15 protein-coding genes and 1 other annotated feature are annotated in these 14,475 nt (G+C 57.9%); of the genes, 5 read left to right on the plus strand and 10 right to left on the minus strand.

The annotated features are described in order from the left end of the window. Positions 1-2 precede the first annotated feature (2 nt). Positions 3-956 (minus strand): HPr(Ser) kinase/phosphatase, encoded by a 954-nt coding sequence (gene hprK, locus ACEVJK_RS00140; protein WP_147572176.1) that lies wholly within the window; start codon positions 954-956, stop codon positions 3-5. A 227-nt stretch (positions 957-1,183) separates the two neighbouring features. Between hprK and rpmB the strand changes: the two genes are divergently transcribed. Beyond that, positions 1,184-1,372: a 50S ribosomal protein L28 gene (gene rpmB / locus ACEVJK_RS00145; RefSeq protein WP_087288054.1), complete on the plus strand. Its 189-nt coding sequence runs from the start codon at positions 1,184-1,186 to the stop codon at positions 1,370-1,372. A gap of 58 nt (positions 1,373-1,430) precedes the next feature. Here rpmB and ACEVJK_RS00150 read toward each other — a convergent pair whose 3' ends face one another. The 8 genes from ACEVJK_RS00150 to rpmE all read right to left on the minus strand — a co-directional run bounded on the left by ACEVJK_RS00150 (position 1,431) and on the right by rpmE (position 6,692). Next, positions 1,431-2,192, minus strand: a complete 762-nt coding sequence (locus ACEVJK_RS00150) for a zf-HC2 domain-containing protein (protein ID WP_374739727.1) — start codon at positions 2,190-2,192, stop codon at positions 1,431-1,433. Then, entirely contained in the window at positions 2,189-2,662 is a 474-nt protein-coding gene (locus tag ACEVJK_RS00155; protein WP_186852102.1) for an RNA polymerase sigma factor, read from the minus strand. Before ACEVJK_RS00155 ends, ACEVJK_RS00150 begins: the two co-directional genes overlap by 4 nt. A 209-nt stretch (positions 2,663-2,871) precedes the next feature. After that, on the minus strand, positions 2,872-3,522 hold the full coding sequence (locus ACEVJK_RS00160) for a YigZ family protein (protein ID WP_147572173.1): 651 nt from the start codon (positions 3,520-3,522) through the stop codon (positions 2,872-2,874). A 55-nt stretch (positions 3,523-3,577) separates the two neighbouring features. Further along, positions 3,578-3,772: a helix-turn-helix domain-containing protein gene (locus ACEVJK_RS00165; RefSeq protein ID WP_147572299.1), complete on the minus strand. Its 195-nt coding sequence runs from the start codon at positions 3,770-3,772 to the stop codon at positions 3,578-3,580. Between the two features lie 256 nt (positions 3,773-4,028). Continuing rightward, positions 4,029-4,538: a GNAT family N-acetyltransferase gene (locus tag ACEVJK_RS00170; protein WP_374740024.1), complete on the minus strand. Its 510-nt coding sequence runs from the start codon at positions 4,536-4,538 to the stop codon at positions 4,029-4,031. Next, positions 4,535-5,824, minus strand: coding sequence for a GTPase HflX (gene hflX, locus ACEVJK_RS00175; RefSeq protein WP_374739728.1), 1,290 nt, complete (start codon positions 5,822-5,824; stop codon positions 4,535-4,537). The genes ACEVJK_RS00170 and hflX overlap by 4 nt, the downstream gene beginning before the upstream one ends. Before the next feature lie 36 nt (positions 5,825-5,860). Further along, on the minus strand, positions 5,861-6,361 hold the full coding sequence (locus ACEVJK_RS00180; RefSeq protein WP_147572170.1) for a flavin reductase family protein: 501 nt from the start codon (positions 6,359-6,361) through the stop codon (positions 5,861-5,863). Positions 6,362-6,488: 127 nt separating this feature from the next. After that, positions 6,489-6,692: a 50S ribosomal protein L31 gene (rpmE, locus tag ACEVJK_RS00185; RefSeq protein WP_147572169.1), complete on the minus strand. Its 204-nt coding sequence runs from the start codon at positions 6,690-6,692 to the stop codon at positions 6,489-6,491. A 164-nt stretch (positions 6,693-6,856) separates the two neighbouring features. Continuing rightward, positions 6,857-7,097 (plus strand) — a binding site (T-box leader). An 86-nt stretch (positions 7,098-7,183) separates the two neighbouring features. Here rpmE and leuA point away from each other — a divergent pair. The 4 genes from leuA to ACEVJK_RS00205 all read left to right on the plus strand — a co-directional run bounded on the left by leuA (position 7,184) and on the right by ACEVJK_RS00205 (position 13,307). Next, positions 7,184-8,869: a 2-isopropylmalate synthase gene (gene leuA, locus ACEVJK_RS00190; RefSeq protein ID WP_374739729.1), complete on the plus strand. Its 1,686-nt coding sequence runs from the start codon at positions 7,184-7,186 to the stop codon at positions 8,867-8,869. Positions 8,870-9,139: 270 nt separating this feature from the next. Next, entirely contained in the window at positions 9,140-11,524 is a 2,385-nt protein-coding gene (locus tag ACEVJK_RS00195) for a phosphoketolase (RefSeq protein ID WP_240288887.1), read from the plus strand. Positions 11,525-11,711: 187 nt separating this feature from the next. Further along, positions 11,712-12,260: an ECF transporter S component gene (locus tag ACEVJK_RS00200; protein ID WP_374739730.1), complete on the plus strand. Its 549-nt coding sequence runs from the start codon at positions 11,712-11,714 to the stop codon at positions 12,258-12,260. 3 nt (positions 12,261-12,263) lie between these two features. Next, entirely contained in the window at positions 12,264-13,307 is a 1,044-nt protein-coding gene (locus tag ACEVJK_RS00205) for a uridine kinase (RefSeq protein ID WP_374739731.1), read from the plus strand. Positions 13,308-13,346: 39 nt separating this feature from the next. Here the strand turns inward: ACEVJK_RS00205 and ACEVJK_RS00210 are convergent, their stop codons facing one another. After that, the gene (locus ACEVJK_RS00210; protein ID WP_374739732.1) at positions 13,347-14,474 is read right to left on the minus strand and encodes an aldo/keto reductase; all 1,128 of its coding nucleotides are present in this window, start codon (positions 14,472-14,474) and stop codon (positions 13,347-13,349) included. Position 14,475: the final 1 nt, after the last annotated feature.

Below are 14,475 nucleotides of genomic sequence, written 5' to 3' on the forward strand. Positions count from 1 at the left end.
GGTCACAGATCTCCCTCTTCCATCAGCTTTTCGAAGTGCCGGTCCATCCGGTTGGTCAGCTCCAGAGCGGCATTGTGGCCCATCTTGCGGTTGCGGTTGTTCATGGCCGCTACCTCGACAATACTGGCCAGGTTCCGGCCGGGCTTCACCGGGATAGTGGCCTCCGGCACCTTGACCCCCAAAATATCCGTCTGCACGGTATCCAGCCCCAGCCGGTCGTAGACCGCATGGTCGTCCCAGGGCTCCAGGTCGATGACCAGATCGATCTGCTGCTTGTCCTTGATAGCTCCCATACCGAATAGCCGGCGCACGTCGATGACTCCGATGCCCCGCAGCTCCATGTAGTGCCGGATCAGTTCGGGAGCAGTTGCCTCCACAGTTCCGTGGTTCGTCAGGCGGATCTCCACCGCGTCGTCCGCCACCAGGCGGTGGCCGCGCTTGATCAGCTCGATAGCTACCTCGCTCTTACCCACGCCCGACTCCCCCTGGAACAGAACACCCTCTCCATATACCTCCATCATGACTCCGGACCGAGTGATCTTGGGGGCCAGGCGGTCACATAGGCTGCCGATCAGGTTGCTCATGAAGGCGGAGGTCTGTGCCTTGGTGCGCAGCACCGTGCGGTCGTACTTTTCCGCCATCTCCATACACTCAGGGAAGGGCTCCATCCCACGAGTGACGATCAGGCCGGGGACCGGGTAAGACAGCAGCGCCTCAAAGCGTTCTCTCCGCTTCTCCGGCTCCAGTGTCTCCAAATAGGTGTACTCCGTCAGACCGATGAGCAGCAGCCGCGCGGTATCAAAATGCTCAAAAAATCCAGTCAGCGGCAGACCGGGACGGTTCACGTCCACCGTCCGGAGTGGGACGTTCTCATAGTTTGTTCCTTTGTTCAGCACCTCCAGACCAAATTCCTGGATAATATCTCCCAGCCGGACACTGCTTATTCCTTCCGCCATTGGGACACACTCCTTTCACTGCGTTATCAATGGGGCTAACCCCCCTTGATCTTCCTTATTTTTCAGTATAGACGAAAAGCGACTGGGACGCAAGCGCACCGCCCCTCTTTCTAAAATTTTTTCGTGGCCAGTTTTTGAAAAAAGTGCTTGCATTCTGCCGGAATATCTGTTATGATATCAGTCGAAGCTTTTTGGAAAGCGATTCTCATAGCGAGGAGGTAAGCAACATGGCCAAATGCGAATTCTGCGACAAGGGCGTCACCTTCGGCATCCAGGTCTCCCACTCCCATCGTCGTTCCAACCGCACCTGGAAGCCCAACGTGAAGCGCGTGAAGGCGATCGTGAAGGGCACTCCCACTCACGTGTACGTCTGCACCAGATGCCTCCGTTCCGGTAAGGTCACCCGCGCTGTGTAATGGAATATGGCAAATAGAAAGTCAGCCGCCCATACGGGCGGCTGACTTTTTTAGTCCTCTATCCATCTGTGTGCTCTCCCTGGCCGTTTATCACGATATCCCAGACATAGTTTAGATAGGCCCATCCCGGCCGGTCGGTCCGAGTATAGTAATCGATCATATACACGGTTCCATCCTCCTCCAGCAGATCAGACAAAATCGGAACGGTTTCCATCTCCCAAATCTCCTCCCCGATCTGAACTACCACGTGTGTCTGATCAGTTACCTCCAGGACCTGTGCCACGCCCGTATGGGCGGTATATCCGGACATCCAAACAAAGTAGGCGATCTGTGCCCCTGCCAGTAGCGCCAGGGTCAGCGCCAGAGCCCAATACCGCCGCCAGCGTTTTTGCCGTACTATACGCCATAGCACCGCGATCATCCATATCCAGGTGGCCGCCACAGTAATCAGGATCACCAGGTTAAATATCTCATGAAGGCCGTAGGACACATATCGGTAATTCCCCTGACCCGCCATTCCCTCCTGCCAGAGGTACACCATCCAGATCATAACGATGGCAAAAATGCCGACTAATGCCCGCACCACATGAAAGCCCACCGTCCTTGCTGTCCGCTCCAGCACCTTGGCGCCGTCCTCCGGCGGGGCAGCGGAGGGGGAGCCGGGGATAATTTCCTCCTCCCCTCTCAGCTTGTCCAGCAATTCCCGGCAGCTCTGACAGTCTGTCAGGTGCTCCTCCACCAGTTTGGCGCTTTCCTGACTGCATACCCCGTCCACATACAGGGGCAGCAGGTCACGGACGATATCACAGTTGTTTTTCATTTTTCTCCCTCCTCTATCATGGCTCTTAATTTTTCCCTGGCCCGGTGATAGGTCACACGGGCCCAGCTCTCACTCTTCCCGTATTGAGCAGAAAGCTCCTCATAGGGGCGCTCCTCCAGGGCCTTAGCTACAAAGACAGAACGGTATGGCTCCTCCAGGCGCTCTACCAGATCCAGCCATTCCCAGAGGGAGCTATCCCACGCTCCGCGCTCCTGACACACTGGAAACGGCTCCCGCCGCCTCCGCGTCTCATGGGTCAGCCAGGTATTTTTTGCGATCTGGCACAGCCAGACAGACAGCCTGCACTCCCCTTTGAAGCGGTGGATATGAAGCAGAGCCTTAACAAAGGTATCCTGAGTTAGGTCCTCCGCCTCTTGTGGAGGGCATCCACGGCTGACAAGAAAGCGATATACCAGCCTTGCGTTTTCCCGATAGACCAATTCAAACTCCCGGTAATCTTCCCAGCTCAACCGTTTCTCCCTCCCCCTTCTGTTTTTAACTATAAGACTATCGACGAGGCCCTTTTGTTACAAAGAAACACTGCACCGCATCAGAAAAGGCCGCCCATGGGCGGCCTTTGAAGTGTTTTTTCCGACGTACACGCTGCCGAAAAAAACAGATTATCATTCTTTCGCGCCTTCCGGCGCGAAAGAATGCGAGGCTTTTTTCTGAGCAGCACTCAGCTCTCATCCGCCGTGGGAAGCCTCCAGGGGACATCCTTAAACGCTTCTCCGGCCTCCAGCGCCTCCACGGTGCCGGCGGACACGTCCAGGATGTGGGCGGCAAAGTCCTCCGCCCGCTCCTCGGGCAAGAGGGCAGACAGCACGACGTCCACCCCATAGTCCACAGCTTCCACCACGCCGCCGAAGGAGCCGATCTCCCGGCGCATCCCCTCAAACTGGGCATAGGTGCAGGGGACCTCCATGGCCACCCACCGGCGGACCACCGAGATCCCCGCCCCATCCAGGGCGTCCTTGGCGGCGGCGGAATAGGCCCGAACCAGCCCCCCAGCCCCCAGGAGGATCCCACCAAAGTACCGGGTGACCACACACACCACATCATTGACGTTCTCCCGTTGGAATACATTGAGCATGGGCTGGCCCGCCGTGCCCTGGGGCTCGCCGTCGTCGGAGTATCGCTCCACGCCCCCCTCCCGCAGCCGGTAGCACCAGCAGTTGTGCCGGGCGTCATAGCGCTTCTTTTTGGTCTCCTCAATCCGGGCCCTGGCCTCCTCCTCAGAGGACACCCGCCACACCTGGCCGATAAACCGGGATCGCTTCTCTACCAGTTCTGTCTGGCTGTGCTGGGTAGGAATATAGTATTCGATCATATAGTCACCTCAGTGCAGATAGTATGCGTTTGACCAGCCCGCCGGGCGGGGCACCCTATTCCTCCTCGGGAAACAGCTGGATGTCCAGCGCCTCGCAGATGCGGAAGAACTGTTCCAGAGAAGGATTTTTACGGCCTCTCTCTATTTCACTCAAAAATGTTTGCGTAATCCCAAGCTGCTGGGCCAGTTTATGCTGGCTCAGGCCTTTTGCTTCTCGCTTTGCTCTCATAATCTTACGATAATCCTTCATTGCAATCACCTGCTTTAAATTATAGTATAGCTGATAGCTATTCTTTTTGAAACAAGAGCTTACAGCTCTTGCTCGATTTAAGGTGATAGTATGGAAACCGCAGCGCATGGCTGGAAGACTTTTCCGAAAGCTGTGACTCCCTGCTGGAAGACGCCATTCTCCTTCGTGTCGCCATACGATATCTGACCACGACCTGTTCTCCCTGAGCGGGATCTTTACAAAATAAGCGGGACGGCGCTGGCCGTCCCGCCTCTCCTTATTTCAGCTTTGCGTACATACAGTAGTCGTGGAGCTGTCCATTTTTGATTACTCCCCGCGCCATCACGCCCTCCAGATGGAAGCCTGCCTTCTCCAGCACCCGCCGGGAGGCAGCGTTATGGGCATAGGGCTCGGCAAAGATGCGAACGATATCCCAGCGATGGAAGCCCAGGCGGCACAGCTCCTCCACAGCGGCCGGCATAATGCCTCGGCCCCAGAATTCCCGCCCCAGCCAGTAGCCCAGCTCGGCGGAGAGGCGGTATACGTCTGTCCCTCTGGTCAGGGCGATGCTGCCCACTGCTTGCCCGTTCACAGAGATGGCTCGGAAGATAGCCTGTCCCTCATCCGCCGCCATACAGCTTTGGATAAACTCCCGTGCATCGGACAGGTGATAGGGGGCAGGAAATATGTCCCGGAGATTGGCCGCCACCTGGGGGTCATCTGCGTACCGGGTAATGGAGGGGGCGTCCTCCGGACGCCATTCCCGAAGCTCAAAGCCCACCGTCATTCCTCCCAGGGCTCTCTGTGAGTCTTCCACCCCTCCACCAGAGGGCCAAGCTGGCCGATGACCTTGGGGGTGCAGACCGCCACCACGTCGATGGTCTCACCATACTCCACGTTCTCCACCTTCGCGTCCTGGTATAGCTTTTCCAGCAGTCCGCCCCGGTCATAGGGCAGATGGATCGTAACCCGCCTGGCTCCGTTGTCCAGCCGCTTCCCTATGGCGGCCAGCAGCTCAGGCACCCCCTCCCCGGTCTTGGCAGAGATGGATACAATGCCCTCCCCGTGGGGCCGGATGTCCCCCGTCCACAGGTCGCACTTGTTGAATACCTCGACGCGCGGAGTTTGGTCCGCTCCCAGCTCATGGATCAGTTGGTCCACCACCTGGGCCTGTTCCCTCCACTGGGGGTTCGAGGCATCGATGATGTGGAGCAGCAAATCGGCATACTCCAGTTCCTCCAATGTGGCCTTGAATGCCTCTACCAGATGGTGGGGCAGCTTACGGATGAAGCCCACCGTGTCGGACAGCAGTACAGTACAGGTGTCAGAGATCTCCAGAGTCCGGGTAGTGGTGTCCAACGTGTCGAAGAGCCGGTCGTTTGCCGGGATTTCCGCCCCGGTCAGGTGGTTGAGCAGTGTGGACTTGCCCGCGTTGGTATACCCTACAATGGCCACCACCGGGACCTCGTTCTTGATGCGGCGCTCCCGCTGGGTGGCTCGTACCCGGCGGACCTCCTTCAAGTCCCCCTCCAGCTTGGATATCTTTTTCCGGATATGCCGGCGGTCGCTCTCCAACTGGGTCTCGCCGGGACCACGGGTGCCGATGGCGCCCTCCTGGCGCTCCAGGTGCTTCCACATACCAAGCAGCCGCGGCAGCAAATATTTGTACTGGGCCAGTTCTACCTGGAGGCGGCCCTCCTTGGTTCTGGCCCGCTGGGCAAAGATGTCGAGAATGAGGGCGGATCGGTCCAGAACCGCCACTCCCAGGTCCTCTGTGAGGGCCCGCTGCTGTGAGGGGGAAAGGGCGTTATCAAAGACGACCATGTTGGCATCCATGGCTTGGACCAGCTCTTTTACCTCGGCCACCTTGCCCTCCCCGATAAAGGTGCGGGGGTCTGGGCTGTCCTTGGACTGGGTGACCACACCCACGGTCTCTCCCCCCGCAGTCTCCAACAGAGCGGCCAGCTCCTCCATCGTCTCCTCGGTGGCGTTCTCCTCCTGGGACATGCTGAAGGCGTTCAGCCCCACCAGCACAGCCCGGTCAAATTTTTCTTGCGTAAGTTTGTCTGACATTTTTCCTCCGAATCACAGCGCGGGACTGCCCCCGCCTTATTTTTGCAGAACTTCCACGATTTCCCCGATGTACAGGGTGTGGTAATCCTTCTCCGGGTACCACTTCTCCCGGATCTCCTGGGGGATGTTTTTGGCGTCCAGTGCCTGGGCAAATCGCTTACGGCACACCAGCACCAGTTCGGCCTGCTCGAAATAGGGAGCGCCACATTCCGCGGTTTTTACTGTAAAGCCGCATTCCTTTACCTTATCGATATCCCGTCCGCTCTTGGAACCGCATAGGGATAGGGCCTTCCGGTACTCCTCCCCAAAAAAGGTCAGGGTGAAATATTCTTCTTGGTCGATGAACTCCTTGGTATACCGCTGTGGCCGGATATAGCAGGTGGCCGCGGGCGCCCCCCAGATGACACCCAGCCCGCCCCAAGAGGCGGTCATCGTATTGCACCGCTCCTCTGTTCCAGCGGTGATCAGCATCCATTTGTCCCCGATCAGTGAGAAGGGATTTTCTTTCAGTTCCTTAGGCGCGATTTTCTTGAACATGACATTGTCCTCCTTAATTTAATATCATACAGGACCATTAAATAGGGTATGCGGCTGACCCGTCTTTTTTGCAGCGATACGCAAAAAGCCGCACCGATTCCTCGGTGCGGCTTTTGAAAGCGGGATCTTACTTGGCCAGGCCAAACTTCTTATTGAAGCGGCTGACACGGCCACCGGTGTCTACCATCTTCTGCTTGCCGGTGTAGAAGGGGTGACACTTGGAGCACACTTCCACGCGGATATCCTTCTTAGTGGAACCAGTTTCGATCACGTTGCCGCAGGCGCACCGGATGGTGGTCTGCTCATAATTAGGGTGGAGGCCTTCCTTCATTGTATGTTCACCTCTTTCTCCATGGAGGGTATTCTCGTAAACGCAACTGATATAATAGCATAGTTTCTGTGGAAAAGCAACCACTTTTTTCAAAAAAGTTTAGTCCCTCCCACTCCAAAATATCTCTTGACAAAGGGCCCTCCTTCGGCTAAAATGATGGGCAAGAAAATGCGATGAAGGGGAAAAAGGCAGGCCCCTCTCACCCAGAGAGCCGGCGGTCGGTGCGAGCCGGTGTGAGTCAGCCTGTGTATAACTGGCCCCCGAGCAGTCCATCTGAACCAGCGAGTAGGGTGGAACGTCTGGCCCCGTTACCGGCCGCGGCCTTGTTGGAGGCTATGAGGGCTGTGTGGGAGACCCACAGCTGAACCAGGGTGGTACCGCGTGGTTATAATACACGCCCCTGACTTTTAAAAGTCAGGGGCGTTTTTTCATCCCCTGATGGCCGCTCCGCCGCCAACTACAGCGGAGCAAACAAAAAGGAGGAACTCATTATGAACCCAGGCTACAAAAAGTACATCCCCTTCCAGCCCCAGAAGATCGTGGGCCGCACCTGGCCGGACAAGGTCATCACAAAAGCCCCCGTGTGGTGCTCCGTGGACCTGCGGGACGGAAACCAGGCTCTGGTAGACCCCATGAATATGGAGGAAAAGCTGGAATATTTCCACACCCTGCTGGACATTGGCATCAAGGAGATTGAGATTGGCTTCCCCTCCGCCAGTGAAACCGACTATGAGATCTGTCGGGAACTGATCGAGGGAGGGCACATCCCAGACGACGTGACCATCCAGGTGCTGGTCCAGGCCCGTGAACACCTGATCAAAAAAACCTTTGAGGCCATCCGCGGCGCCAAGCACGTCATCCTCCACTTCTATAACTCCACCTCCACCCTCCAGCGCAAGGTGGTATTCCATATGGACACTGACGGCATCACTAAAATCGCCACTGACGCCGCTGACCTGATCTATGAGATGGCCCAGCCCCTCATCCGGGAGGGCATGGACCTCCGCTTTGAATACTCCCCTGAGTCCTTCATGGGCACTGAGATGGACTACGCGGTGGAGATCTGCCAAGCTGTGCTGGAGCGTCTCCACGCCACCCCGGAAAATAAGGTCATCCTGAACCTGCCCACTACCGTGGAAAACTGTATGCCCAACCAGTTTGCCGATATGCTGGAGTATTTCTGCAAGAAGATCCCTAGCCGGGACAGCGCCATCATCTCCCTCCATCCCCACAACGACCGGGGCTGCGGCGTGGCCACAGCGGAGATGGGCCTGCTGGCCGGAGCCGAACGGGTGGAGGCCACCCTGTTCGGCAACGGCGAGCGCACTGGAAACGTAGACATTGTCACCCTGGCCATGAATATGTATACTCAGGGCATCGACCCCAAGCTGGACTTCTCCAACATCAACAAGATCCGTGAGATGTATGAGCGGTGCACCAAGATGCCGGTAGGCGACCGGCAGCCCTATGTGGGCAAACTGGTATTTACCGCGTTCTCCGGCAGCCACCAGGATGCCATCAACAAGGGTACCCAGTATATGAAGGAGTCCAACTCCGACTACTGGGAGATCCCTTACCTGCCCATCGACCCAGCCGATGTGGGCCGGGAGTATGAACCAGTCATCCGTATCAACTCCCAGTCCGGTAAGGGAGGCGCGGCCTATATCATGGAGCACAACTTTGGCTTCGATCTGCCCAAGGCCATGCACCCCGACTTCGGAGCCGTGGTCCAGAAGGAGACCGACGCTGTGGGCAAGGAAATCAGCCCCGAGCGTATCTTTGAGCTGTTCCAGCAGGAGTACATCGAGGCCAAGGAGCCCTACAAGCTGCTCAAGCACGCCTTTGCGGAAAACATTGATAGCGAAGGTCATTCCCATGTCGCCTTCTGGGGCACCCTCCAGCACACCGATACTATTTTTAAGGTATCCGGCGAGGGCAACGGCCCCATTGACGCCTTCTTCAATGCCATCAAGGATGAGAAGATGTCCCACTTCACCTTCCTGGACTACTCCTCCCACGCCATCACCGACGGCTCTGACTCCCAGGGCGTGGCCTATATTCTGCTCCAGGACCAGCGCACTGGGAAGAAATACTGGGGCATCGGCCTGTCCCACAACATCAATCTGGCCCCCCTGCGGGCCATCCTGTCCGCCATCAACCGCTCCAAGCGCAGTTGACCAGACGCGTCCCTCTCCCACACGGGAGGGGGACGCGTCTTCATATTCCGGTTCTTCCTTTTGGCTTTTACCCCTTCTAACGCCATCCCTTTTTTATGATCTCTCTTAACAATCTCGTTATCTTCTCATTTTTACCGCTTACTTCCGAGATTACCCATTGATTGTTTGGGCGATATGGTTTAAGATATAGAAAAACCCTTATGCGGAGGAGATAAGCCAATGCCAAAGCGCACCGACAACACACAAAAGGCCGTCAAGGCCCCCGCCCGTATGTCCAAAAAGGACCCGCTCACTCGGGAACAGCTCCACGCCATCGACGCCTGGTGGCGGGCCGCAAACTACCTGTCCGCCTGCCAGCTCTATCTGCTGGACAACCCCCTCCTGCGGGAACCTTTGAAGCCCGCCCATTTGAAGCAGAACATCGTGGGCCACTGGGGCACCTGCCCCGGCCAAAATTTTATCTATACCCATCTCAACCGCGCAATCGTCAAGTATGAGCTGAACATGATCTACATCTGCGGCCCCGGCCACGGAGGGAACGCCGTGGTAGCCCAAGACTACTTGGACGGCTCCTACAGCGAGGTCTATCCCAACATCAGTCAGGACACCGAGGGAATGAAGCGGCTGTTCCGCCAGTTCTCTTTCCCCGGCGGCATCCCCTGCCACACAGCCCCTGAAACCCCAGGTTCCATCAACGAGGGGGGAGAACTGGGCTACTCCCTGTCTCACGCCTTCGGCGCCGTCATGGATAACCCGGATTTGATCGCCGCCTGCGTCGTTGGCGACGGCGAGGCGGAGACCGGCCCTCTGGCTACCGCCTGGCACTCCAACAAGTTTCTCAATCCCATCAGCGATGGAGCTGTCCTGCCTATTCTCCACCTCAATGGCTTTAAAGTGGCTAACCCTACCATCCTCTCCCGCATCTCCCACGAGGAGCTGGAGATGTTCTTCAAGGGCTGCGGCTGGGAACCCCGTTTTGTAGAGGGGAGCGAACCCAGGACCATGCATCAGAAGATGGCCGCGGCCCTGGACTGGGCAGTCCGTGAGATTCAGCGTATCCAGGAGTACGCCCGCACCTCAGGTGATGCCTCCCGCCCCCGCTGGCCCATGATTGTTCTGCGCTCCCCCAAGGGCTGGACCGGCCCCAAAGAGGTAGACGGTAAGCAGGTGGAGGGCAGCTGGCGGGCCCACATGGCTCCCATCCCTGTCCATGATGGACAGCCCGGCCGTATCCAGGAGCTGGAACGCTGGCTGCGTAGCTATAAGCCGGAGGAGCTCTTTGATGAAAACGGCTCTCTCCTCCCCGCTATTCGAGAACTGGCCCCTCAGGGAGAGCGCCGCATGGGGGCCAATCCCCACGCCAACGGCGGACTCCTGCTGCGGGATCTGCGGGTGCCCGACTTCCGGGAATACACCCTGGACGTCCCCCAGCCCGGCATGGTGGAGGCCGCCGACATGGATGTGCTGGGAGGATATGTCCGGGACGTGATGAAGCGGAATCTGGAAAACCGGAACTTCCGTGTCTTTGCTCCAGACGAGGCCGCTTCCAATCGGCTCTCTCAGGTCTTTCAGGCCAGCGGCCGCCGCTGGACCGACTCCATCGACTCCAGGTCGGACGAGAACCTGTCCCATGACGGCCGTGTCATGGACGCTGCCCTGTCCGAGCACCTGTGTCAGGGCTGGCTGGAGGGCTATCTGCTCACCGGACGGCACGGCTTTCTCAGCAGCTACGAGGCATTCATCCGCACAGTGGACTCTATGGTATCCCAGCACGCCAAGTGGCTGAAGGTGGCCCGGCAGCTCCCCTGGAGGCAGTCCATCGCCTCGCTGAACTATGTGCTGTCCTCCAACGTGTGGCAGCAGGACCATAATGGCTTCACCCATCAGGACCCCGGATTTCTGGACCATGTAGCCAACAAAAAGGCCGATGTGGTTCGGCTCTATCTGCCCCCCGACGCCAACTGCCTGCTGTCCTGCTTCGATCACTGTATCCAGAGTAAGAACTATATCAACGTAATGGTGGCCTCAAAGCTGCCCCGGCCCCAGTGGTTGAATATGGACGAGGCTATTAAGCACTGTACCCACGGCATCGGCATCTGGCAGTGGGCCTCCAACGACCAGGGCTACGAGCCGGACGCTGTGCTGGCCTGCTGCGGCGACACCCCCACCCTGGAGACTCTGGCCGCAGTCACCATCCTGCGCCATTACCTCCCTGACCTAAAAATCCGGGTCATCAATGTGGTGGACCTGATGAAGCTCCAGCCCCATACCGAGCACCCACACGGCCTGACCGACGAGGACTACGACGCCCTGTTCACCACTGAGGCCCCTATCATCTTTGCCTTCCACGGCTATCCCACCCTGGTCCACGAGCTGACCTACCGCCGGCACAACAAAAAGCTCCACGTCCGTGGCTACAAGGAGGAGGGCACCATCACCACCCCCTTCGATATGCGGGTGCGCAATGACATCGACCGCTTCCATCTGGTGATGGACACGGTGAAGCGGCTGCCTCAGCTTGGCAACAGCGCCTCCTATCTTATTCAGGAGATGAAGGACAAGCTAGTGGAACACCGGCAGTATATCACCACCTATGGTCAGGATCTGCCTGAGGTACGGGAGTGGAAATGGAACGGCGGCAAAGGCAATTACTAAAAGGGAACCCCAGGGGGTTGACCTCTTAGGGCAGCCTATGCTATAATTCAATCAATGTCGGCAGGAAGCCGGCGTCCGCGCCCATAGTTCCATATCTTCTGAAAATCAATACCGTGAAGGTATCTCCTGCCCAGAAGGGCGGGGGCCTTCCCGGTATTTTTTCATCTGTATGTAAAGGAGAACATTTATGACAACGACCAAAAACAGCACTTCCATCAAGCGTATGGTCATCGCCGCCCTAATGCTCGCCCTGGCCTACATCCTTCCCAACTTTACCGGAAACATCCCCCAGATCGGTAATATGCTGCTGCCTATGCATCTGCCAACCATCCTGTGCGGCTACTTGTGCGGCGGCCCCTGGGGCGCAGCGGTGGGCTTTATCGCGCCCTTGATGCGCTCCGCTATCCTCGGTATGCCGCCGCCGTTCCCTACCGCCATCTCCATGGCCGTTGAGATGGCGGTCTACGGCTTTGTGTCCGGCTTCCTGTACCGGCGTCTGCCCAAGACTCTGGGCGGCATCTATGCCTCTCTCATCTCCGCCATGCTTATCGGCCGGGTAGTCTGGGGCGTGGTCCAGCTCGCCCTGCTCACCTCCAGCGGTACGGAATTTCCCTTCTCCGCCTTTGTCGCCGGTGCCTTTACCAACGCCATCCCCGGCATCATCCTCCAACTGGTGGCCATCCCCATCATCGTTCTGGCCCTTCAGCGAGCCAATCTGATCCCCCAAGAGGGTTGAGCCATGTCTGATCTGGCGGAGCTCCTGAAGGAGCATTATGACAACCATCCGGCCATGGAGGTTCGGGACGCCATAAAATTTATCTATCAGAGCCATATGGGACCAGGGCATCTCATCTCCGACGAGAGGGCGGCCCTAGACCGGCTGGCGGAGGAGTGGGCCCGGCTGCCGGCCGATCCAAGCTCTCCTCTGTCCGAGCCCCTTGGAAACGGCCTGTGCAGGCTGTCGCTAAGTGCCTGTAAAGGGATAAAGCTATCCATCAAAACATTGAATCGCCTTTTTGTCCTCACCGCCCGAAAGACAGTCCTTGACCGGGCAGGGTTGGAGCAGGACTTAGAATTGCTCCAAGCCCTCCCCTTTTCCCAGGAGAGTTCAAAGCAATATCTGGCCCAGTACCGTGCCCAAGGCTGTCCCGCGCTTAGTCACAGCAAGACCTATTGTGATACCTACTCCCCTGCTTACCGTGTGGTATCTCAATATTATGTAAATCAAATACCGCTCCTGGCCGCTGTAGACCAGTTGCTTACCCAGGGGCAGCCCGTCCTTGTCGCCATCGACGGCCCCTGCGCCTCTGGCAAGTCTACCCTAGGTGCCGCTCTGGCAGAGCTCTACTGCTGTCCCCTGCTCCATATGGACGACTTCTTTTTACTGCCTCAGGACAGGACGCCGGAGCGTCTGGCCAAGCCGGGAGAAAATGTGGACCATGAGCGGTTTGACCGCGAGGTTCTCTCCCCTCTCTGCCATGGCCAAACTGCGGTATACCGGCCCTGGCAGTGCCGGTCCGGCTGCTTTGGCCCGGCTGTCCCTGTGGAGCCAGGCCCCCTCACTGTGGTAGAGGGAAGCTACTCTCTGCACCCCAGCCTACGGGACCGCTACCAGCTTCGGGTGTGGGTAGAGGCCCCCTGGGGGGTCCGCCGGACCCGTCTGGAACGGCGGGACCCCGGCTGCGTAGATCGTTTTTTGAACCTCTGGATCCCTCTGGAGGACCACTATTTCCAGGCCTGTCATGTGAAAGACTGCTGCCAGATCCACTGTTCCGGGCAATAAAAAGCTGCCGGTCCTTTCAGAAGAAAGACCGGCAGCTTTTTACTTTTCGATAAATTCCTCCACTTGGGCGGTAACCTGTACCAGATCCCGCCGAATAGAGATATGCTGGGGACACAGCTCCTCACAGCGGCCACAGCCCACGCAGTTGGCGGGACGTGCCCCCTCCCCCAGCCCTTTCCAGGACCGGCGCGTCAATCTCTGGTTCTCATACATCCCCATGCTGTTCCAGATCCTGAAGCTCTCAGGGATATCCACGCCAGCAGGGCAGGGCATGCAGTAGCGGCAGCCAGTACAGCCGTTCTTTACCCGCTGTTTCAGCAGCAGGGTGGTCTCATCCACTCCAGCCTCCTCCTCAGGACACAAGGGCCGAAATTGCCCCAGGGTGGCCAGGTTGTCCTCTAGCTGCTCCATAGTGGTCATTCCACTGAGCAGAACAGCTGCGCCGGGTCGGCTGGCCACCCAGCGCAGAGCCCAAGACGCATCAGAGGCCTCCGGGTCCAGCACTCGGAGCGGAGCGGCCACCTCCTCCGGCAGCTTGGCCAGCAAGCCGCCCTTCACCGGCTCCATCACCACCACCGGGACCCCCAGACCTCTGGCCAACTCCAGCCCTTTCAGGCCGGCTTGGTGCTCTGTGTCCATGTAATTGAGCTGGATCTGACAAAAGTCCCAGTGCCGGAACCGGAGTATCTCCTCAAACACCTCATAGTCGTCGTGAAAGGAAAATCCCAGTTTTCTGATTTTTCCCTGGCGCTGGTACTCCTCCAGCAGTGAGGGAATTTTCAGTTCCACCATTTTTGTCCAGGTACGGCGGCTCAGGCTGTGGAGCAGATAGAAGTCCACATAGTCCCTGTCCAGCCGTTCCAGCTGGGTATGAAAGAGCTCCTCCGCCTTCTCCCGACTGTCCACCAGCCAGCAGGGCAGCTTTGTGGCCAGGTAGTAGCTCTCCCTGGGGTACTCCTTCAGGGCCTGCCCTAAAAAGGATTCGCTCTCTCCCTCGTGGTAAGTCCAGGCGGTATCGTAATAGTTGATACCCGCCTCCATAGCCCTCCGGATCAGGCCTGCCGCCTTTTCCCGGTCGATCTTTTTTGTCTCTCGATCCAGGGGATAGCGCATCCCGCCGTAGCCCAACAGAGAGGGCTCCAGCCCGCTTATCTCACGCCGTTCCATC

Origin of the sequence: Flintibacter sp. P01028 (genome assembly GCF_041925235.1) — a bacterium.
Taxonomy (GTDB): Bacteria; Bacillota; Clostridia; order Oscillospirales; family Oscillospiraceae; genus Lawsonibacter; species Lawsonibacter aceti.

Excerpts from the sequence above, each read along its gene's own strand:
- ACEVJK_RS00205 (WP_374739731.1), top strand. The coding sequence starts at position 12,264 with ATGTCTGATCTGGCGGAGCTCCTGAAGGAGCATTATGACAACCATCCG.
- ACEVJK_RS00165 (WP_147572299.1), bottom strand. The coding sequence starts at position 3,772 with ATGAAGGATTATCGTAAGATTATGAGAGCAAAGCGAGAAGCAAAAGGC.
- ACEVJK_RS00200 (WP_374739730.1), top strand. The coding sequence starts at position 11,712 with ATGACAACGACCAAAAACAGCACTTCCATCAAGCGTATGGTCATCGCC.
- rpmB (WP_087288054.1), top strand. The coding sequence starts at position 1,184 with ATGGCCAAATGCGAATTCTGCGACAAGGGCGTCACCTTCGGCATCCAG.
- ACEVJK_RS00170 (WP_374740024.1), bottom strand. The coding sequence starts at position 4,538 with ATGACGGTGGGCTTTGAGCTTCGGGAATGGCGTCCGGAGGACGCCCCC.
- ACEVJK_RS00160 (WP_147572173.1), bottom strand. The coding sequence starts at position 3,522 with ATGATCGAATACTATATTCCTACCCAGCACAGCCAGACAGAACTGGTA.
- ACEVJK_RS00210 (WP_374739732.1), bottom strand. The coding sequence starts at position 14,474 with ATGGAACGGCGTGAGATAAGCGGGCTGGAGCCCTCTCTGTTGGGCTAC.
- ACEVJK_RS00150 (WP_374739727.1), bottom strand. The coding sequence starts at position 2,192 with ATGAAAAACAACTGTGATATCGTCCGTGACCTGCTGCCCCTGTATGTG.
- ACEVJK_RS00180 (WP_147572170.1), bottom strand. The coding sequence starts at position 6,361 with ATGTTCAAGAAAATCGCGCCTAAGGAACTGAAAGAAAATCCCTTCTCA.
- leuA (WP_374739729.1), top strand. The coding sequence starts at position 7,184 with ATGAACCCAGGCTACAAAAAGTACATCCCCTTCCAGCCCCAGAAGATC.
- rpmE (WP_147572169.1), bottom strand. The coding sequence starts at position 6,692 with ATGAAGGAAGGCCTCCACCCTAATTATGAGCAGACCACCATCCGGTGC.
- hflX (WP_374739728.1), bottom strand. The coding sequence starts at position 5,824 with ATGTCAGACAAACTTACGCAAGAAAAATTTGACCGGGCTGTGCTGGTG.
- hprK (WP_147572176.1), bottom strand. The coding sequence starts at position 956 with ATGGCGGAAGGAATAAGCAGTGTCCGGCTGGGAGATATTATCCAGGAA.
- ACEVJK_RS00195 (WP_240288887.1), top strand. The coding sequence starts at position 9,140 with ATGTCCAAAAAGGACCCGCTCACTCGGGAACAGCTCCACGCCATCGAC.